Origin of the sequence: Clostridium sp. Ade.TY, assembly GCF_000498355.1 — a bacterium.
Classification (GTDB): Bacteria; Bacillota; Clostridia; order Clostridiales; family Clostridiaceae; genus Clostridium.
Map to the genome: position 1 here is coordinate 132,113 of NZ_AVSV01000028.1, position 21,582 is coordinate 153,694.

The 21,582-nt window shown below is 25.8% G+C and carries 22 protein-coding genes; 9 read left to right on the forward strand and 13 right to left on the reverse strand.

Features of this window, described 5'->3' with window-relative positions; genetic code table 11:
- Positions 1 to 128: 128 nt before the first annotated feature.
- Positions 129 to 1,517 carry a glycosyltransferase family 2 protein gene (locus O212_RS0111150; protein ID WP_024615187.1) on the reverse strand — a complete coding sequence of 463 codons (1,389 nt, stop codon included), beginning with the start codon at positions 1,515 to 1,517 and terminating at the stop codon, positions 129 to 131.
- A gap of 230 nt (positions 1,518 to 1,747) precedes the next feature.
- Positions 1,748 to 3,094 (reverse strand): NADP-specific glutamate dehydrogenase, encoded by a 1,347-nt coding sequence (gene gdhA / locus O212_RS0111155; RefSeq protein ID WP_024615188.1) that lies wholly within the window; start codon positions 3,092 to 3,094, stop codon positions 1,748 to 1,750.
- Between the two features lie 160 nt (positions 3,095 to 3,254).
- On the opposite strand from gdhA, the gene uvsE reads away from it, so the two are divergent.
- Entirely contained in the window at positions 3,255 to 4,493 is a 1,239-nt protein-coding gene (gene uvsE / locus O212_RS0111160; protein WP_024615189.1) for a UV DNA damage repair endonuclease UvsE, read from the forward strand.
- Positions 4,494 to 4,525: 32 nt separating this feature from the next.
- On the opposite strand, the gene O212_RS0111165 is transcribed toward uvsE, so the two are convergent.
- The 4 genes from O212_RS0111165 to O212_RS0111180 form a co-directional block, all read right to left on the reverse strand.
- A complete protein-coding gene (locus tag O212_RS0111165; RefSeq protein WP_024615190.1) occupies positions 4,526 to 5,128 on the reverse strand; it encodes a hypothetical protein in 603 nt (200 codons plus the stop codon).
- Between the two features lie 18 nt (positions 5,129 to 5,146).
- A complete protein-coding gene (locus tag O212_RS0111170) occupies positions 5,147 to 6,112 on the reverse strand; it encodes a rhomboid family intramembrane serine protease (protein ID WP_024615191.1) in 966 nt (321 codons plus the stop codon).
- 99 nt (positions 6,113 to 6,211) lie between these two features.
- Positions 6,212 to 8,008, reverse strand: coding sequence for an oligoendopeptidase F (pepF, locus tag O212_RS0111175; RefSeq protein WP_024615192.1), 1,797 nt, complete (start codon positions 8,006 to 8,008; stop codon positions 6,212 to 6,214).
- A gap of 100 nt (positions 8,009 to 8,108) precedes the next feature.
- On the reverse strand, positions 8,109 to 8,513 hold the full coding sequence (locus O212_RS0111180) for a DUF6762 family protein (protein WP_024615193.1): 405 nt from the start codon (positions 8,511 to 8,513) through the stop codon (positions 8,109 to 8,111).
- Between the two features lie 157 nt (positions 8,514 to 8,670).
- Here O212_RS0111180 and O212_RS0111185 point away from each other — a divergent pair, with 157 nt between their 5' ends.
- The 3 genes from O212_RS0111185 (at position 8,671) to O212_RS0111195 (ending at position 10,607) form a co-directional block, all read left to right on the forward strand.
- Positions 8,671 to 9,048 (forward strand): hypothetical protein, encoded by a 378-nt coding sequence (locus O212_RS0111185; protein WP_024615194.1) that lies wholly within the window; start codon positions 8,671 to 8,673, stop codon positions 9,046 to 9,048.
- Positions 9,049 to 9,121: 73 nt separating this feature from the next.
- Entirely contained in the window at positions 9,122 to 9,796 is a 675-nt protein-coding gene (locus O212_RS0111190; protein ID WP_024615195.1) for a metal ABC transporter ATP-binding protein, read from the forward strand.
- A gap of 16 nt (positions 9,797 to 9,812) precedes the next feature.
- Entirely contained in the window at positions 9,813 to 10,607 is a 795-nt protein-coding gene (locus tag O212_RS0111195; protein ID WP_024615196.1) for a metal ABC transporter permease, read from the forward strand.
- Positions 10,608 to 10,622: 15 nt separating this feature from the next.
- On the opposite strand, the gene O212_RS0111200 is transcribed toward O212_RS0111195, so the two are convergent.
- Positions 10,623 to 11,042, reverse strand: coding sequence for a Fur family transcriptional regulator (locus O212_RS0111200; RefSeq protein ID WP_024615197.1), 420 nt, complete (start codon positions 11,040 to 11,042; stop codon positions 10,623 to 10,625).
- 269 nt (positions 11,043 to 11,311) lie between these two features.
- On the opposite strand from O212_RS0111200, the gene O212_RS0111205 reads away from it, so the two are divergent.
- On the forward strand, positions 11,312 to 12,529 hold the full coding sequence (locus O212_RS0111205; RefSeq protein WP_024615198.1) for a 6-phosphofructokinase: 1,218 nt from the start codon (positions 11,312 to 11,314) through the stop codon (positions 12,527 to 12,529).
- Between the two features lie 41 nt (positions 12,530 to 12,570).
- Here O212_RS0111205 and O212_RS0111210 read toward each other — a convergent pair whose 3' ends face one another.
- Positions 12,571 to 12,837 carry a hypothetical protein gene (locus O212_RS0111210; protein ID WP_024615199.1) on the reverse strand — a complete coding sequence of 89 codons (267 nt, stop codon included), beginning with the start codon at positions 12,835 to 12,837 and terminating at the stop codon, positions 12,571 to 12,573.
- A 19-nt stretch (positions 12,838 to 12,856) separates the two neighbouring features.
- Entirely contained in the window at positions 12,857 to 14,164 is a 1,308-nt protein-coding gene (locus tag O212_RS0111215) for an aminotransferase class V-fold PLP-dependent enzyme (protein WP_024615200.1), read from the reverse strand.
- A gap of 135 nt (positions 14,165 to 14,299) precedes the next feature.
- Between O212_RS0111215 and O212_RS16245 the strand changes: the two genes are divergently transcribed.
- Entirely contained in the window at positions 14,300 to 14,842 is a 543-nt protein-coding gene (locus O212_RS16245) for a hypothetical protein (protein ID WP_024615201.1), read from the forward strand.
- Between the two features lie 8 nt (positions 14,843 to 14,850).
- Complete coding sequence (locus O212_RS0111225) at positions 14,851 to 15,471, forward strand: DUF4397 domain-containing protein (RefSeq protein WP_024615202.1); 621 nt, start codon at positions 14,851 to 14,853, stop codon at positions 15,469 to 15,471.
- 49 nt (positions 15,472 to 15,520) lie between these two features.
- Here the strand turns inward: O212_RS0111225 and O212_RS0111230 are convergent, their stop codons facing one another.
- On the reverse strand, positions 15,521 to 16,126 hold the full coding sequence (locus O212_RS0111230) for a TetR/AcrR family transcriptional regulator (protein ID WP_024615203.1): 606 nt from the start codon (positions 16,124 to 16,126) through the stop codon (positions 15,521 to 15,523).
- Between the two features lie 150 nt (positions 16,127 to 16,276).
- Between O212_RS0111230 and O212_RS0111235 the strand changes: the two genes are divergently transcribed.
- On the forward strand, positions 16,277 to 18,211 hold the full coding sequence (locus O212_RS0111235; RefSeq protein WP_024615204.1) for an ABC-F family ATP-binding cassette domain-containing protein: 1,935 nt from the start codon (positions 16,277 to 16,279) through the stop codon (positions 18,209 to 18,211).
- A 35-nt stretch (positions 18,212 to 18,246) separates the two neighbouring features.
- On the opposite strand, the gene O212_RS0111240 is transcribed toward O212_RS0111235, so the two are convergent.
- The 3 genes from O212_RS0111240 to O212_RS0111250 form a co-directional block, all read right to left on the reverse strand.
- Positions 18,247 to 18,723: a deoxyuridine 5'-triphosphate nucleotidohydrolase gene (locus tag O212_RS0111240; RefSeq protein WP_024615205.1), complete on the reverse strand. Its 477-nt coding sequence runs from the start codon at positions 18,721 to 18,723 to the stop codon at positions 18,247 to 18,249.
- A gap of 86 nt (positions 18,724 to 18,809) precedes the next feature.
- Positions 18,810 to 19,190, reverse strand: a complete 381-nt coding sequence (locus O212_RS16050; RefSeq protein WP_024615206.1) for a SpaA isopeptide-forming pilin-related protein — start codon at positions 19,188 to 19,190, stop codon at positions 18,810 to 18,812.
- Positions 19,191 to 19,258: 68 nt separating this feature from the next.
- Entirely contained in the window at positions 19,259 to 20,524 is a 1,266-nt protein-coding gene (locus tag O212_RS0111250; protein ID WP_024615207.1) for a uracil-xanthine permease family protein, read from the reverse strand.
- Positions 20,525 to 20,871: 347 nt separating this feature from the next.
- Here O212_RS0111250 and O212_RS0111255 point away from each other — a divergent pair, with 347 nt between their 5' ends.
- Positions 20,872 to 21,576: a polysaccharide deacetylase family protein gene (locus O212_RS0111255; protein ID WP_024615208.1), complete on the forward strand. Its 705-nt coding sequence runs from the start codon at positions 20,872 to 20,874 to the stop codon at positions 21,574 to 21,576.
- Positions 21,577 to 21,582 lie beyond the last annotated feature (6 nt).

Sequence of the window (21,582 nt, forward strand, 5' to 3'; positions counted from 1 at the left end):
TTTCAACATAATTTTTTTGAACATTTTATTAATTGGATTTATATTAATAATTATAAAAATATTATTCTCAAAACATTTTATTTTTATTTAAACAAAAAAAGATTTAAGGCAAAAGCCTTAAATCTTTTTTATAAATCACATATTTCAACATTTCTTACGTGTTTAGTATGACTCCACTCTTTATTGTTTTTGTTTAATATACCTTGAATTGTAATTGGAATCCAAGTTAAAGTATAGAATCCATATAATAGGAATCTTATAAATAATATTAAACCACTCTTTCCTAAAGCGATAAATGTAACTACAAGCATAATTAAATTATATAAAGCAGTTACTATCCAGAAAGAGAACTGACTATCTATCATACTTGATAGTATTGGTAATATAAATACATTCATTGAATATATAAATATTATCGCAAAGAATCCAGTTGAAACTTTTTTCTCTAATTTTAAAACTAGAGGAGTTATTAAAAATTGGCAAATAATAAATACTTTCCAACCTACATCACTAAACACATTACTTATTACAAATATATCTGAAGTTCCAAAATTACCTTGTATTAAAGTAAGTAGTGCTGATGCTGCTAATAAAAGTGTTACAAATGGTTGCATTACATATAATGCACAATCAAACATATACCATTTTCTTTTCTTAATTGCTTCTTTAATTAACTTAAAGAAGTATCTTGATGAAACATCGGCAAATCCTTGCATCCATCTTTTTCTTTGTGACCATGATTGCTTTAAAGTTAATGGTTTTTCATCAAATATTCTTGCATCATGTGCCCAGCCAACTTTTTCTCCATGTGATACAAGTTTACAAGTAAATTCCAAGTCTTCTGTAAGGCAAGTAGCACCCCATCCTAACTTTTGTAGCATATCTGTATCTATAGCAAAACCAGTTCCACCTAATTGATTTGATAATCCAATATTATTTCTTGATAATTGGAACATTCTATTTTGTGACCAGAATGCTATTGAGTATGAAGTTGCAATCCATGAATCATTTGGATTTTTACTGTCTATGTATCCTTGTACAACTTTATATCCTTCTAACATTTTTGAGTTTATTTCTTTTAAAAAGTCCTCATGAACTAAATTATCTGCATCAAATATACATATAGCATCATATTTTTCGTCCATTTTAAAAAGTTTATCAAACATCCATTCAAGAGCGTAACCTTTACCTCTTTTTTCTTTATTAAAACGTTCAAAAACATTTGCTCCATGTCTTCTTGATATTTCTGCAGTTTTATCTGTACAGTTATCCGCAATTACAAAAACATCATATAATTCCTTTGGATAGTTAAGTTTTTGCATACTTTCAATAAGTTTACCTATAACTACTTCTTCATTATGTGCCGCTACTATCATAGCAAACTTTTTAGTTGGCGTATAATTTTTCTTTTCTTTTTTTCTATATAGGCCAAAAAAAGCCAATACTAAGTAATACATAGTTATGAAAAATACTAAGAATTGAAAAATTGCTGTTACGGCATAAATTATCTTTCCCATTAAATTCACTCCTAATGACAAATGGAAATTCTTCCCCATTCATTTTTCTATTTTCTCTAAAATACATCCTTTTAAATATAATTCAATATAAAACAAAAATCAAGTATATAAAAATTAAATTTATTTAAGAATTTATAGTTAATTTGCCATTTTTCTAGTTTTCTTTTTCACTTCCTTTAATTATAAAAAAATAGGCTTAGTTTTTTACTAAACCTATTTGTATATTTAAACTAAACTATTCCTTGCGCTAGCATGGCCTCAGCAACTTTTAAAAATCCTGCTATATTAGCACCCATTAGTAAGTTACCCTCTTCTCCGTACTCTTTAGCTGCATCTCTTGAGTTTATATATATATTTCTCATAATTTCTTTAAGTTTTTCTATAACTTCCTCTTTAGTCCATGATAATCTCATGCTATTTTGTGACATTTCAAGTGCAGAACATGCAACACCACCGGCATTTGCAGCTTTTGCTGGTCCAAACATAATATTGTTTTTTTGGAATACTTCTATAGCCTTTAAAGTCGAAGGCATATTAGCTCCCTCTGCAACTAATAATACTCCATTTTTAACAAGAGTTTCTGCTGATTCTTCATTTATTTCGCCTTGTGTTGCACATGGAAGAGCTATATCACATTTTATATTCCATATGTTTCTATAACCTTCTTCGTATTTAGCTGTTTTAACATAATCTAAATATTCTTTTATTCTTCCTCTTTTAACTTCTTTTATATCTTTTATAACATCTAATTCTATTCCATTTTCATCATATATATATCCATTTGAATCACTAAGTGCAATAACTTTTCCGCCTAATGTTTTAACCATTTCTGCTGCATATATAGCAACATTTCCTGAACCTGATATTACTACTTTTTTATTTTTAAAGCTATCGCCTTTGTCTCTTAACATTTCATCTACAAAATATACTAATCCATAACCTGTAGCTTCTTTTCTACCAAGACTTCCACCATAACTTAATCCTTTTCCTGTTAATACACCTTGCTCACTTAAATTTCTTATTTTTTTATAGTATCCATACATATATCCTATTTCTCTTGCCCCAACACCTATATCTCCCGCAGGAACATCTATGTCACTACCTATATGTCTGCAAAGTTCTGCCATAAAACTTTGACAAAATCTCATGACTTCCATATCCGACTTTCCTTTTGGATCAAAATCAGAACCTCCCTTGCCTCCACCTATTGGTAAACCAGTAAGTGAATTTTTGAAAATCTGTTCAAATCCTAAAAATTTTACTATACTTTGATTTACTGATGGATGAAATCTAAGTCCACCCTTATACGGTCCTATAGCACTATTAAATTGTATTCTAAAACCTCTATTAACTTTAACATTACCTTCATCATCAACCCATGGTACTCTAAAGAAAATTTGTCTTTCTGGTTCTACAATTCTTTCTAATATTCCACTTTTAATAAACTCCGGGTTTTTATCTAATACAGGAACTAAAGAATTTAATACTTCTGTTACTGCATCTATAAATTCATTCTCCGAAGCATTTCTTAACTTTACTGTTTCTAATACATTTTCTACATATTTTTTACCATTCATAAATTAAGCCCCCTTAAATATTTTATATATATAATACAACTTTTCCATGTTATTTTCCATATAATTAAATATTTTTTAAAATTTTACCTATACAATTAATGAATTTTTTATATTGTAATTTCTAAAACTATATAAAACAAATAAAAACTGGAGAATAATTATGAAAATAGGTTATGCATGTACCCCTTTAAAAGTTTTAAATAGAACTAACAGAAGTTTTTCTTTAAAAAATTATAATCAAGAACTACTTATCGATAAAATAAATTCAAATTTAGATGATCTTTTAGAAATTTTAAAATACAACATATCTAAAGATATATATCTTTTTAGAATAAGTTCTGATATTATTCCATTTGGAAGTCATCCGGTAAATGAATATAACTGGCATTATAAATTTAAAGATAAACTAAAATTTATAGGAAATTTTATAAAGGAAAATAATATTAGAGTTTCTATGCACCCTGGACAATATACAATACTAAATAGTAATAATCCTAATACAGTAAAAAATTCTATTAAAGATTTAGAATATCATGCCAAATTTTTAGATAGTTTAGAAGTAAATAACACATGCAAAATAATTTTACATGTTGGTGGTGTATATAACAATAAACCATATGCAATAAATAACTTTATAAAAATATATAATTCCCTTCCTTTAAATATAAAAAATAGATTGGTTATAGAAAATGATGAAAAAAATTATAATATTGATGATTTAATATATATTAGCGAAAAATGTTCTATTCCTATAATTTATGATAATTTACACAACTACTGCTTTAAAGGAATTTATGAAAATCCATATTCAATTTTAAATAAAATAAAACATTCTTGGAATATAAATGATGGAAATATAAAAGTACATTATAGTGAGCAAAATATAAACAAAAAAACTGGCTCTCATTCTTTTACTATAAATTCAGAAAAGTTTTTAAATTACATTTTAGAAACTAATGGTCTAAATATAGACATTATGTTAGAAGTTAAAGACAAAGACTTTTCTGCAATAAAAGCTGTTAACTTATTAAAGGAAAAAAATAATTTAATTACTACATCTAATATAGATAATGAACTTAAAACTTATGAATTTTATTTAAAAGAAAAAGATAAATTTGCCTTTGAAGAAGGTAATTATTTAATACATAGTTACGGTCTTAAGAAATTTTACTCTTTTATTGAAGAAATTTATTTTAAAGATTCAAATCAAGAAAATTTTATCTTAGCATTAAAAGAAATTTATTTTAAATTAGAGCCATTGCTTACCTCTTCAGAAATTAATCATTTTAATAAACTTATAAAAAATAAAGATTTCTTAAAGGGCAAAAGTTATTTACATAAAATATGCAAAAAGAAAAATTTATCAAATATGCTATCTATGTATTATTTTTATATATAAAAAAGGTAGGCAAACTTATTTGCCTACCTTTTTTACTCTTCTATTTCTTTAACTATTCTATCTAAAACTCTATTTTTTCTACCTTTTGTATAAAAATAAATTGGAATTGAAACTATTACGCCACTTAAACTTCCAAGTATAATATCATACATAGTATCATGTAATCCATTTTGAGCCATAAGTCCAAATAATTGATCTGTAGTAAATTCCCAGATTTCCCATACTCCAGCTGCTGAAATAGAAAACATAATTGTGAATATAACTACAGCAACACCCTTTGCATTTTTATTTTTTATTCCAAATAAAAATACATAAAAGGCAAAACCAAATATGCCTATTAAAAATCCTGATGCAAAGTGAAGTATTTTATCATACCCAGTTATTGAATAAAAATCTAATACATTTGCTAAATACATTGAAAAGAATATAAAAACAATAACGCAAACATAAAGCATTTTACATTTCTTTAAAAAAGTAAATTTAAAAAACAATTTAGCTGCCATTACAGTAAATATTATAAGTGCTATTCTAGGTAACTTTATTCCTCCCCTTGCAATATAATCCCATACACCAGTAACTGCTACTAAAGCTAAAAATAAATATGTTATTAACATATCGTAGCTTAATTTTTTCATTCTATGATCTCCTCTCTATTATCTCTTTTTATATAATAAAATTGAAAGTATAAATCCTCCCAAGAAACCACCTATATGTCCTAGATTATCTATACTTGTTGATGTAAAACCTATATAAAGATTTAATACTATAACTGCAATAATATTTCCAAGAATCCCTCTTTGGAGATGCTTTCTTTCTTTAATTGCAAAATATAAGAATGCTCCTAAAATACCAAATATAGCTCCTGATGCTCCAACAGATATAGTCATAGGTGCTAAAATATAACTTAAAAGACTTGAGGTTAATGCTGATAATATATAAATTGTAATATATTTTTTCCATCCATATATTTTTTCAACAACTGTTCCTACTATATATAAAGAATACATATTAAATAATATATGTACTATTCCTCCATGTAAAAATGCAGCTGTTAAAAGTCTAAAAATTTGGCCTTTATTTATTAAATAATTTACTTTAGCTCCACATTCAACTAACACCAAAGTATTTATATCAATAATATTTTTTGATAATATAGCTGTTATTATAAATACAATTACATTAATTGCTATAAGTATGATTGTTACAGGATATTCTTTAAATATTTTTACCTTTTCATTTCTTTCTTTTTCTTTATCTATAATATTAATGCACTCCTTAAGAGGAACAGCACTTTCACTGCAATATAAAATCTCTTTAGTGTTAATATTATATATAAGTTTACTAATTGAATTTTTATTCGAACTTATATAATTATCTTTAACTAATACTATATTATTTAGCAAAAAATTTTTTCCTAATGTTTTTAAATAATTATATGCTTCATTATAATCTATGTCTTCCTCTGAATCTTTTGATATTATAACAGCATAAATACCGCCTTCAACATCTTTTAATGCTATCCATAAGTCTTCATCATGAAACTTACTATAATATTGCTTCATATAAAAACCTTGTGTCTCAGCAAGAAAAGAATAAACTTTATTTTTAAAGTTTCTCATATTTCCTCCAAAATAAATTTATAATACTATAATTATAAAAGATAATTACATAAAAAGGCAATCTAATAAGATATGCTTTAGATTGCCTTTTTATTAATATTATAAAGTTTTCTCTAACATTTCTAATAATTCATTAAATCTATTTATTGTAGCCTCTAATGGTTTTGAAGTTGTCATATCAACTCCTGCATTTTTAAGTAAATTTATAGGGTAATCTTTTCCGCCGCTTTTTAAGAATTCTATATATTTATTTACTGCATTTTCTTCTTTATTTAATATTGAATTTGCAAATGCTGATGCAGCTGCATATCCTGTTGCATATTGATAAACATAAAAATCTGAATAGAAGTGTGGTATTCTAGCCCATTCAATATCAATTTCTTCATCAATTATTATATCTTGACCAAAATATTTTTTATTTAATTCGTGCCATTTAGCTGAATATTCAGAAGCTGTAAGTGGATTTCCATTTTCAATACTTTCATGTGAGAATAATTCAAATTCAGCAAACATTAATTGTCTAAATACTGTAGTTCTTATTTGTTCAAGTTCTTGATTTATTAAATATAACTTTTTATTTCTATCTGTTTCTTTTTCTATTAAATAATGAATAAGTAATGCTTCATTTGTAGTTGAAGCTACTTCTGCACAAAATAAAGTATATCCTGCATAAAAATAACTTTGAGTTTTTCTTGAATAATATGAATGTATTGAATGTCCCATCTCATGTACTAATGTAGATACATCATTTAATTCAAAATTATAATTAAGAAGCACATATGGCATTGTATCATAACATCCCCAAGAATATGCTCCACCTCTTTTACCTTTATTTTGATATTTATCTATCCATCCTGAATTTATTCCTTCTTCAAATATATTAAGATATTCAGCTCCAAGTGGTTTTAAACCTTCTTTTGCAATTTTTACTCCTTCATTAAATTCTATATGTTCTTTTTCAATTTCAATAACTGGAACATATAAATCATACATATGCATTTCTTTAAGTCCAAGCATTTTCTTTTTTAAAGAAACATATTTGTGAAGGGAAGCTAAATGTTTATTTATAGTATTAATTGCTTCCTTATATACTTCTACAGGTATATTATTAGGTTTAAGTGAAGCTTCTAAACAAGATTTGTAATTTCTTACTTTAGCATTAAAATAAAAATTCTTTATTGATGATGTAAGCGTTGTTGCAAAAGTATTTTTTAGTTTATTGTATGAACCAAATAATGCTTTAAATGCTTCTTCTCTAACTTTTCTATCTTTAGATTTTATAAATCCTGAATAATTTCCCTCTGTAAGTTCTACAAGTTTTTTATTCTCATCTTCTATTTCTGGGAAAGTCATATCTGCATTACTTAATATATTTTGAATTGAACTTGGTGCATCTAAGCAATCTGATACTTTTGCCATAAGTTCTTCCATTTCTTTATTTAAAACATGATCTTTTTCACTTAAAATACTTTCAAATATAAATTTATATTTTTTAAGTTCATCTTCCATTTCCATAGCTGATTTAATATAATCTTCACCAAGTGAAAGTATCTCTGGAACAAAATATGCTGTATAACTTGAAAATTCAGCCATATAACTATCAATTTTACTCATTCTAGCTTGATTTTCATTATTTGTAGTATCTTCATCACTTTTAAGATGTGCATATACATATAATTTTTCTGCAAGTCTTGAAACTTTTTCTGTTTCTTTTAAATATTCAACAATATTTTTAGGTTCATTAAGTTTTCCATTAAACTCTTTAAGCTTTGGTGCTTCTTTTTTTAAAAATTCAAAATCTTCTTCCCATTTTTCTTTTGACTTATATATTTTTTCTATTTCCCATTTATCTTCTTCTTTTATTTCATTTCTACTTTTTAATACATCATTTGCCATACATTTTCCTCCCTATACTATATTAATAGGTGAAGTTTAAATCTTTTAAACTCCACCTATTACTTTATCTACTTAATTATTATATGTTTAAAATAAAATTCTAATCTTCTTTATATTCTTCTTCTTTTCCTTGTATATTATTAAATACATTTTCCATTTCAGAAGAAATTAAAGATAACATTTCATTTACCTTCTCTTGCATACCATTATGATCATCCACATAATCAAATTTTAAAACAAATGTAGGATTATATTCTTCTAAATCTTCCTCTACTTTATATCCTTTTTCTTCAAAAACATCTTTATTAAATAAATCATATATAGCAGAATATTCCCATTCTTCAACATCTTTATTAGTATCAAAATAAAGACTAACTTCTCCATCCTCTAAAAAGAACTTCTTTACAAATAAAGCATTTTCATCAACATTATAACTTCCTAATTCTTTTTTTATAAAACCTGTTTCTTTATCTTTTTCCATTAAAACTAAACTTGAAAAATCCATAGTTTACATCCTTTCCTCTTTGAGTAAATTATTATTTGTTTTTATTATAAACCATACTTACTAATTTATAAAATAATTTAATATAATATTCTTTACATATTTACTTTATGGTAAAATATGGTAATATTTTATTATAAAGTATTTTTGGGGTGATATTATGGGAAAAACTAAAATTAAAAGAAATCGAAGACTTACTAGACGCGAAAAATATATACGTATGCAAAAAAGACGAAGAACATTTATAATATTAATTTTATCAATTTCTTTAGTAACTGTCTTTACTACTAAAAAAGTATATGCGTATATGAAGTGTCAAGATATTTCTTCTGCTGTTGAATATATTATGACATCTAACGTTCAAAACTCATTACTTAGAGTTCAAACTATGGAACTTAAATTTTCAGATGGTAATTCTGCAGTTGTTGAAATTTCAGGACTTTCAAAGGATAAACCACATGAATCTATGAAAGTTGAATGTCATTTAAAGTATTCTAATAATCATTGGAAATTAGAAAATTCATATTTATTAAAATAATCTTATTAAACTTGCAAATCATTTGCATAAAAGTGTATAATAAGAAGTGATTATTTTTTTAGGAGATGATACAGTGATTGATATAAATAATCTTACATTTTCATATACAAATAAACCTCCTTATCTGATAGATAATATTACTTTAACAATACCTAAAGGTGTTTATCTTTCTATAGTTGGAGAAAACGGTAGTGCAAAAACTACTTTATTAAAACTTATACTTGGACTTTTAAAACCAACTTCCGGAACTATAAATGTTCATGCTAATGGAATAGCTTATGTTCCGCAAAAACTTGAAAGCTTTAACTCACAGTTCCCTATTTCCGTATACGAAATATTAAAAACACACGGTAAATCAATTGGTATATCAAACAAAAATGAAATAAAAAAAGTTTTAGATAAAGTCAATATGATTGAATTTACGAATAAATTAATAGGAAGTTTATCAGGTGGACAACAACAGAGAGTTTTTATAGCTAGAGCTCTTATGGGAAATCCTGAACTTATTATTTTGGATGAACCTTCAACTGGAGTTGATTATAAAAATCAACTATCAATTTATTCTCTACTTCATAAATTAAATAAAGAAAATGAAAAAACTATAATTTCAGTAGAACATAATATTGATATGGCCTTAAAATATTCAACTCACATACTTGAAGTTATAAATGGATCTCCAACTTTATATACTAAATCAGATTACTTAAAGCATAGAGCTTCATTTGACAAGAAAATTTTAAACTTATAATAGAAAGGTGCTTTTTATGTTTGAATTAGATTTTATGAGAAATGCCTTCATAGCAGGTTCTGTTATATCTATACTATGTCCTTTCATAGGATTATTTTTAGTATTAAGAAGGTACTCTATGATTGGTGATACTCTATCACACTCATCTTTTGCAGGAGTTGCAATAGGTCTTGTTATAGGGGTTAACCCAATTATAACAGCATTTTTATTTACTACACTTTGTGCACTAATAATAGAATTTTTAAGAGATTATTATAAGCGTTATGCAGAGCTTGTAATGTCTATAGTTCTTACCTTAAGCCTAGGTATAGCTATAATACTTATAAGTAGTGGAAAAGCCTCTGCAAATGTAAATTCATTTTTATTTGGAAGTATACTTACAGTAACAAAACAAGATATAGCTTTAATACTTATAACAGGCATTATATGCCTTGCTATTCTTCTTTTAATATATAATAAATTATTATATGTTACATTTGATGAAGAAGGAGCTAAGACTTCCGGAATAAAAGTTAAACTTATAAATTATATTTTTACTATGTTAATAGGTGCGACTATATCAATGTCAATAAGAATAATGGGTATACTAGTTATATCTTCAATAATAGTTGTTCCTGTTGCAACAGCAATACAATTAAATAAAAATTTTAATAAGACACTTATATTTTCAATACTTTTTGGTTTTTTTGATATAATGTTTGGACTAGTGCTATCTTATTATATAAATAGTGCACCAGGAGGTACTATTGCTATAGTATCTGTATTTACCTTACTTTTAACAATTCTTATTAAAAATTTATTTTCTAAATAAAAAAACATCTCAAATTTATTTTTGAGATGTTTTTTTACATTCTTCACAAATTCCCTTTATTTCTATATTGTGCTCTGTTAATGTAAAACCTGTTTGTCTTTTAATTAATTCCTCTATTTGCACTATAGGACATGGCATTTCAACTTCTTTATGACATATATCACATTCTAATAAATGTTTATGATTATGCTTATGAATTTTATAAGAAGATACACCATCTTCTAAAATAAACTTATCTACAATTTTCTTTTCATGAAAAGAGTCTAGAGTTCTATATACTGTACTTAGATTAATATTTACTCCTTCAGCTTTGCATACCATTAAAATTTCTTCAGCTGTAACACCATCTTTTTTATTTAATAAGACTTTTAAAATTTCTACTCTTGCCTTAGTTACTTTTATCTTTTTATCTCTTAATACATTTTGAATATCCATTAAATTACTCCATCCTAAATTTAAAAGATTTTATACTTAAATATTAACACTTATTTGTCTATTTTTAAAGGAATAGATACATAAAAAATTTATTTTGTTTTAGTATACTCTATTTAAAAAATACATATAATTACTCTATTTTTAAAATTTTTTTAATAAAAACACTTTATTTTATACGTTTTTTATTGTATATTAATAAACAGAGTAGATTAATTTTTAAATAGTATATCACATATACTAAATATATGTTGTTCTAAAGGAGAGTATTTATGGCAAATTGTATTATAGCACAATCAGGAGGTCCAACTTCAGTAATTAATTCAAGTGTAGTTGGTTTAGTTAAAGCAAATGAGGAATTAAAGTTATATGATAAAGTATATGGCGGATTAAACGGAATTGAAGGAATATTAAGAAGTGATATTATAGAACTATCCTCTAAAAGTTGTGATGAATTAGATACATTCACATACACTCCATCATCAGGACTTGGATCTTGTAGATATAAATTAAAACCTATAGAAGATTCTACAGAAGAATATGATAAATTATTAGATATTTTATCTAAATTAAATATAGAAGCCTTTTTCTATGTAGGTGGTAATGATTCAATGGATACAACTGCAAAGTTATCAAAATATGCTAAGGAAAATGGTTTAAACATAAAATTTATAGGTATACCTAAAACAATAGATAATGATTTAAAATATACTGACCATACTCCAGGTTTTGCAAGCGCTGCAAAATTTATTTCAACTGTGGTTCTTGAAACTTATCTTGATGCTTCAGTATATACTAATAACGGAATATTTATTATTGAAACAATGGGAAGAGATACTGGATGGCTTGCAGCATCTGCATGTTGTGCAAAAATAAATGGTAGACAAGTTGCCGATTTTATTTATCTTCCTGAAGTAGCATTCGATAAGGAAAAGTTTTTAATTGATGTAAGAGAAAAATTTGAAAAGCAAAATCAAGTATATATAGTTGTTTCAGAAGGATTAAAAGATGAGAATGGAAAGTTTATAACTGAATTTAATTGCATTTCACAAGATAATTTTGGACATACTCAATTAGGTGGTGTAAGCGAATATTTAAGAACTCTTATATTAACTGCTGGTATTACAACTAGGGTTAAAGCACTAGAACTTGGTGTTCTTCAAAGATGTGCTATGCACTGTGCTTCAAAGCTTGATATCGAAGAAGCTTACCTTGCTGGATATGAAGCATTAAAGTATGCTATGGATAATAAAAATGGTTCTATGGTTGCTATAAAGAGAGAAAGTAATTATCCTTATAAAACATCATTCTTTGAAGTTGATGCTTCTAAAATAGCAAATAACGTTAAATATTTCCCTAAAGAATGGATTAATGAAGATGGAAATAATTTAACAAAAGAAGCTTTTGAATATTTTTCACCTTTATTTGAAGGGACTCCTTCTTTATGCTTGGAAAATAACCTTCCAAAGTATAAAGTTTTTCATAAATAATATGACCATAACATAAAAAGCACAGCAAAAAAGCTGTGCTTTTATTCATATGAATACAATAAAGGTCTTATTAAATTGCCAAATAATATTATCCATAAAATTATCCCAATTATTTTAATTGTATAACCTATTGGAAATATTATTAATAAAGATGAAATTAAAATTAAAGTAGAATCTGCAAATAATTTTGATATTTTATTAACTTTTAATTCTTTGGTACAATAAGGACATTTTATAATATCATTTCTCTTTTGTTTTAATAAATATTTTATTTCTATTTCTCTATCACAATATATACACCTTTTCATATTTTAATTCTCTTTTCTATTAATAAACTTTTTTAGAATAATTTTTTGATATATATTCAAGCTCATTTAATAAATCATATATTTCAGAAATAGTATTATATGGAGAAAGACTAACTCTTACCATTCCATACATTTTCTTTGAACTATCTACAAGATATTCTGATGCTTCTATTTCATTAATCCCCATAAGCCTTCTACAATAAGGGTGAGCACAAAACCATCCATGTCTAACTGCTATACCTTTATGTTCTGCTAAAAGTCTAGCTACATCTCTATGGTAAATGCCATTTATATTAAATACTTCTATTCCAAGCTTATCTTGTATATTTTCAACATCTCCATATAGTTTTAATCCATTTATGCTTTTAAGCCCATTATTCAATATTCCTAAAAGCATTTTTTCTCTAGCTATTAGTTTATTAAACCCTATATTATCTAATTCTTTTAAAGCTTTAACTAAAGATGCAGCGCCAAAGAAATTAGGTGTTCCTGCTTCATTTTTTTCTGGAGTTTTTAAATACTCAATTTCAAAATCCTTTACTAACTCAACAGTTCCTCCACCTTGTCTATCAGGACACTTCGAATTGAAATCATCTTTTTTACATATTATTACCCCACCACCAAAGGGAGCATATAACTTATGAGCTGAAAATACTAAGAAATCTATATAATCATTTTTTCCTCTTCCACTCATATCAACTTTTATATGAGGTACTAACTGTGCTCCATCAACTATTATTTTTCCACCAACTTCATGAACTAATTTGCTTACTTTATAAATATCATTCATATATCCTGTAACATTTGATGCACCTGTTATAGTTAAAAATTTTACTTTTCCATTGTATTTTTCAAGTTTTTCATTTAAAGAATTAAAATCTATCCTTCCTAGTTTATCAACTTCTATATAATCAACTGTTCCATTTAATCTCCATGGAAGATCATTTGAATGATGCTCCATTCTAGTTGTTAATACTATATCTCCATCACATAATAAAGTTTTTGCAATTTTATTTATTCCATCTGTTGTATTGCTAACAAATATAGCTGTATATTCTTCTTTATTCTTTATATTAAAAAAATCTAAAAGATATTCCCTAGATTCATTATAAATTTTTGTTGTAAAGTTTGCTTTTTGACCAGTTCCTCTTCCTATTGAGCCATAATAATTTGATAATGATTTTATATAATCAATTACACTCTTTAACGGAGGTGTTGTTGCTGCATTATCAAAATTTATTTGGCATGATTTAGTTCCATCTCCTAGAGTTATTTTACTATCTATCCCTACAATCTTTTCTCTTAATTCATTTTTATACATTTCCATTTTAACTACCTCCCCACTATATAATACTCACATCATCTTATATTGTTCTATATAATGGAATTTACGAATATGTATAAGTAACAACAATGTTTTAAATTCATATACTTAATATATATTATTCTTTGGAGGTAAAAAATGAAACCAGATAAAAAATATATGTCTTTTCTTGAGGAAGATGAAACTATATTTGAACCTTTTGATATAGATTCATCATTTAGAAATTTAAGTTCAGGTTTTAGTCCAAATATTGACCCAGTAAATTTAAATATTGAAGGGTTTTTAAACTTTGATAGTAAAATCCCACAAATTTTAGGGTCTCAATTTGATTTAAGAAAACAAGCTATAGAAGATGCTTTAGGAAATAGTAATGAACTTTATTGCTATAACAAAGCAATTAGTAACGAATTCGAAAGTGAATTTAATGTTCCAATTCCAACTGAAATTCTAAGAAATTTTGATATGGATTTAGATGAGAATGATCTTTTAGATAATTACAATAATAATTTTCGACCTATAAATCAAAATAATTGCAATCCAAATGAAATATTTGAAAAAATTAGAATTAATAATCCAATGATTTTAAAAACTATGGAATCTTATAAAATTCCTTTTCCAATTGCAAAAACTTTAATAAAGAGAATTATAAAACTAACTAATATGTATTGTTGTAGAGAGTAGGTGTTTAAATGTTTTTATTAAATTCAAACCTTCCTAACTTATCATGTAAACTTAGATTTATTCATGCAGTTCCAGGTGCTGAAGCAGTTGATATATATGCTAATGGTTCTTTAGTTGCATCAAATGCTAGTTTTGGTACTTTAACAGAGTATGTAAACTTATCACCTGATACTTATATAGTAGAACTATTTAAAGCTGGAACATACGATACTCCACTTTTAAAAGAAAATGTTACTATACTACCATCTAGCGTATATACAGTAAGCATAGTAACAAATAATTCTAAAACTTCACTATTTAAATTAAAAGATGCTGGTACTAAAACTAACTCTGAAATATCATTTTTAAGATTTATAAATTTATCTCCAAATTCTCCACTTCTTACATTATCACTAAAAAATAGTGATCCCCTATTTAAAGAAGTTGAGTATTTAGAAACAACTGGATATTATCCATTATCTCCTGGTATATATGATTTTGATTTATCCTTTTCTGATGCTAACATAATTACTAAAACATTAAATAATGTATCTTTAGTGCCTGGCGAATTTGAAACATTATATGTAATAGGATTATTAAAAGGTGAACCTCAACTTGGATATATACTTTCAAAAGACGGTAGTAAATAAACTTAATTTTGGAGCTTATCTTAAACCTTAGATAATGCTCCTTTTAAGTTTATTTAATCATACATCTAACCTTTTTAAATAAAATAGGTTTTATAGTTTCTATATCTGCAGGTTCATTTAAGATTATTGAACTATAGCACACACTACCAACTAACTCTAAAATCATAAACAATGTTATTTCTCCCTCTTCTTTTTTAATCCCCTTTTTTGATAATTCCTCTAAAAATACATCTATTATTTCTTTTACTTCCTTGTTACTTTCTAAAAATTTAGAATCTTTATGTATAGCATAAGAGAAATTTTTATTTATAACTTTTAATAAAAGTTTGTCCTCTTTAAAATAATCTATTATATACTCTATAAAGTAAAATACCATATCCTCAAATTCTTTAAAATTTCTACTTTGAGTTTCTTCATATGCTTTCTTTATTAACATTGAACTTTTTAAATTAATTAATTTATCTACAACATCATATTTATCTTTAAAATATAAATAAAAAGTTCCCTTTGCAACCCCAGCCTTTTTTACTATTTCATCTATAGATGTATTATTAATTCCTTTATTTTTAAATAATTCATAAGCTGAATTATATAAATCGAATTCTTTTTTTTTCTTTTTTAAAAGTAAAGTGCTAACTATATTATTATCCCTCATATCGTCCTCCATTAAAAATACTTATAATTATCTTTAATATTATCACCTATTAAAGGTAATTAAAACCTCTATTTATGTAATAAATTGATATAAACCCTTATAAATAGTATAATAAAACAAGATTATTAAAATACGAGGCGAGGATAAGATATGATTGTTTTAAGTTGTAGAAATATAAAAAAAAGTTACGGTATACAAGATGTATTAAAAGATGTAACTGTATCAATAAATGAAGGTGATAAAGTTGGTTTAATTGGTCCTAATGGTGAAGGTAAATCTACTTTATTTAAAATATTATCAAAAAATTTATCTCCTGATTCTGGTGAAATATTTTTAGATAAAAATAAAACTATAGGTTATCTAGCTCAACATTTAGACCTTGATTCAACAAATACAATATATGAAGAAGCATGCACCGTTTTTGACTCCTTAATTCAACTAGAAAATAAAATAAAAAATTTAGAAATAAAAATGAGTGAACCATATGATGAGTCTAATTCTAGCTACCATGAAAAGCTAATAAAAGATTATACAACAGCTCAAGATTTATATACTCATAGAGGTGGTTATACATATAAAGGAGATATAGCTAGAGTACTTAAAGGATTAGGATTTTTAGAAGAAGATTTTGATAGAAAAATTCAAACTCTAAGTGGCGGACAAAAAACTAGAGTTGCTCTTTGTAAGTTACTTCTTCAATCTCCTGATATACTACTTTTAGATGAGCCTACAAACCATCTTGATTTAGAAGCTATTGAATGGCTTGAGGAATTTTTAAAAACATACAAAGGTACTCTTCTTGTAATATCCCATGATAGATTTTTCTTAGATGCTGTAACAAATAAAACATTTCAAGTTATAAATGGTCATGTTAACTGTTATAATGCACCATATACAAAGTACTTAGAACTTAGAGAAAAGGATTATGAATCTCAGCTTAAAGCTTATAATCTTCAGCAAGCTGAAATTAAAAGACAAGAAGAAATAATTCAAAAATTTAGATCTTTCAACAGAGAAAAAAGCGTAAGAAAAGCTGAAAGTAGAGAAAAAGCTTTAGAAAAACTTGAAAGATTAGATGCACCAGATAAAGAAAAAGAAGCATCTAAAATTTCATTTGAAACATCAGTAAAAAGCGGCTATGATGTTCTTCATATAGAAAATTTATCAAAATCATTTGATAATACTAAGTTGTTTTCAGATATATCATTTGATTTAAAACGTGGAGAAAAAGTTGCATTAATTGGTGAAAATGGAAGAGGTAAAACTACTCTTCTTAATATTATTATGAAAAAAATTAATAGTGATAAAGGAAAAGTTATACTTGGAGCTAATGTAAATATAGGCTATTATGATCAAGAGCAATCAGATCTTGATTATAATAAAACTATTTTAGATGAAGTATGGGATGCCTTTCCAGACCTTACGACTACAAAAATACGTAATGCTCTAGCTTCATTTTTGTTTACTGGAGATGACGTATTTAAAAAAATTGAAACTTTAAGTGGTGGAGAAAAATGTAGAATAAATCTATTAAAGTTAATGCTATCTAAGTCAAATTTTTTACTTCTAGATGAACCTACAAACCATTTAGATATCCCATCTAGAGAAGCATTAGAAGATGCTATTTTAAGCTATGATGGAAGTATGCTTATAGTATCTCATGATAGATACTTTTTAAATAAAGTAATAAATAAGATTGTAGAACTTAAAGAAGATGGTATGAATGAATATCTTGGAAATTACAATTATTATATAGAAAAAAAAGAGAATCCTACAAGATTTAAACAGTTTGAAGATTTATCTAATGGTAAAACAAAAACTCAAATAAAAGAAGAAAAGAAAAAAGTTAAGCTTGCACAAAAAGAAATTAGAGTTAAACGTACAAGACTTAGAGAAATTGAAACAGAAATATCTAACTCAGAAGAGCTTTTAGAAAAACTTAATAATGATTTATGTTTAGAAGAAATTTATTCAAATCCTAAAGAATCAGAAAGAGTCAATAAAGAAATTTCTGAAACTGAGATTAAAATAGAAAACCTTTATGAAGAATGGGAAACTTTAAGTGAAGAATTAAATAATGATTAAATAAAAATGCAAAAGCTTTTAAAGCTTTTGCATTTTTATTTTGATCCAGTTGAACCAAATCCACCACGATCAGCATTTCCAAAAGATTCAACTTCTAAAAATTCAATTTCTGGCATAACTTCCATTATTCTAAATTGACCTATTTTATCTCCTCTTCTTATCCAAGTTCCTTCAAACTTTCCATCTTCATTTAAATTTCTTTCATATTTAAAATTTCTTCCTTCAAGACAATATACTGGCATATGCCACTGATCATTATCTCCTATATATGTATCATCAACAACACCTACTGAATTTGTTTGAATTATTCCCCATGTTTTAAATGTTGAACTTCTTGGAGCTAAATGTGCTTCCCATCCACTTGGTAATTCTAATGCAAATCCAAGAGGTATCATTGCTCTTTCATTTATATTTATAAACACATCTTTATTTGCATATACATCTATCCAGTTTCCTTTTTCTATCTTTTTTAATCTAGTTGCACCTTCAAAATATTTAACTCTTATTTTCATATTTTATCTCCATTTCTTTTAAATTAAAGTTTTAATAAATTATATCATAAAATAAATAAACGAATCCAATTTAATGGATTCGTTTATTAGCTTTTATATGTTTTCTTTTCTTTATTAATTATATATATAGTTTCTTCAGTATAATTATTTGTAATATTTATCTCATTCCATTTTATATATATTGGCTTCTCATACTTACTTTTATCAACTATTTCTATAATTCTATAATTTCCATTATCTATGTTCAAAAATTCAACTTTTCCTAATTTATCAGTATAACTACTCTTTTCAAGCTGAGGTGAAATACCATTTATTCTATAAAGATTAATCTTAAAATTTTCTAATCTCTCACCATCTAATCTATCTTTAAAGACATATACAGTTATTTTTCCAAACTTTTCTTTTATGCCTTCTTTAGTAAACATGGTTTTCTTTTTATCTTCATACTCATAACTTCTTTTTCTCAAAATTAAAACCTCCAAACAATAATCCTATTACACAATATGATTAGCATTTGAAGGTTGTGATTAAATTACTATTTTCTTTTTACTCCATTTAATAAAACATTCACTAAAACTCCTACTATTGCAGCAAAGCTTAATCCTGATATAGTTACGGCTTCTGTAACCTTTATCCCTATTATAAATCCAAAATTTTGATCTAAGTATGGATTTATATATGGTGCTATAAGCCCTACGAATAATATTGATCCTATTACAATAATATTTTTCCAGTTAAATTTAACTTTTTCATTTTTTATTGTTTTAGCTCCAATTAATGCTATCATACTAAATAACATTAAACTTATTCCACCCATTACTGGTTCAGGTATAGTTCTTATTGCTGTTCCAAACTTAGCTACAAAGCTAAGAGCTATTGCAAACAATGCTGTTATTCTTAGTATTGAAGGATCATAGTTTTTAGTTAATGCAAGTACTCCTGTATTTTCACCGTATGTAGTATTAGCAGGTCCTCCAAGCATAGCAGCTGTTAAAGTAGCTAATCCATCTCCAAGTAATGTTCTATTTAAACCTGGATCTTCAATAAAGTTTTTACCTACTACAGTACCATTAGTTGTTATATCACCTATATGTTCCATAAAAACTGCAAGTACTACTGGTGCTATTATCATTATTGCACCTATATTAAATTTAGGTAGTGTAAAATTAGGAATCGCAAATATTGATGCTTGTCTTATTGCTACTGTATCTACAAATCCTGTTAAAAGTGCAGCTGTATATCCTACGGCTACCCCTATAAGTATAGCTATTTGTTTTATAAATCCTCTTCCGAAGAATCTTACTAATAATGTTACACCAAGAGTTACTAATCCAAGAATAATATTTTTGCCTACCATTCCAGCAGCAGTTGGTAAAAGATTAAGTCCTATAACCATTATCATAGGTCCTACAACTTGTGCCGGTAAAACTCTTTTTACTTTTTCTACTCCAATTTTCTTAATTAAGAAAGATGTAAGTACATATATAAGTCCTGCTACAAACATGCCACCTTGTGCATATCTTAAATCACCATAATCTGCCTTTACAGCATTTATTACTGCTATGAATGCAAAAGATGATCCTAAAAATACTGGAACTTTTCCCTTAGTACATATATGAAATATTAATGTTCCAACACCTGCTGTAAATAATGCTACTGATGGATCTAATCCTGTAAGCATAGGTACTAATATTGTTGCTCCAAACATTGCTATAAGATGTTGAAGTGCTAAAACACATCTTAAAGCTTTTGCTTTTAAATCTCTTTCTACTTTTAATTCACATGTTTCAAATAATTGCATAAAAATACCACTCCTTATTATTTTAAGGAGAAATTTAAAACTTCTCCCTTTTTCAGCCTCTCTGGACTGTATTAAAAAGGTTTTTTATTTATAAAAAAAACTTCTTACTAGCTAGTAAGAAGTATGTATACTACTTTAACACAAAGACTAATATAGCTACTAAGCTATATTATACTTATTGACTTCTTACTAGCCTCTCTGGACTAATTTAAAGATTATTTTATTTGATTGAAGTATATCATATCTTAATATTATATTCAATACTTTTTTAATTTTGAATATAATTATAATTTATTAGTAAAAATAATATAGAACTTTTATTATTAATACTTAAATGAGGTGTTTTTATGAAAAAAACTTTTTTAATTATAGTAATTTTTATTTCTATAATATTTTCTCTGATTCCTGTGACTTCTACTTATTCATTTAATAAATCAGAAGAAAAAAATATTTATCTAACTTTTGATGATGGCCCATCAAAAAATGTTTTACCTAAAATATTAGATATTCTAAAAGATAAAAATGTAAAAGCTACTTTTTTTGTTATTGGAAAAGAAATTGAAGGAAAAGAAGATATACTAAAAAGAATTTTTAATGAAGGTCACTCAATAGGTCTTCATAGTTTTTCACATGAAAGAAATAATATTTATTCTTCTAATGAAAATTTTCTAAATGAAATGATTAAAACTCAAAAGTTAATAAAAAAAGAAATTGGAATATCTCCTAATATTTTAAGATTTCCTTTTGGAACTAATAATATGACATATAAGATTACCCCTAGCATGGTATCACTTCTACATAATAATAATTTTAAAATATATGATTGGAATATTGATAGTGGAGATGGAGCTAGTCCTAATGCAGCTTCTTCTACATACATAAAAAATTCTAAAAGTAATAAAGATAACATTATCCTATTAATGCATTGTGCTGACATAAATAAAAATACAATTGGTGCTCTTCCATCTATAATAGACTATTATAAATCTAAAGATTATAATTTTAAAGTTATTGATGAAAATACTAAAGAAGAATTTCATTATATAAAATAAAGCAGC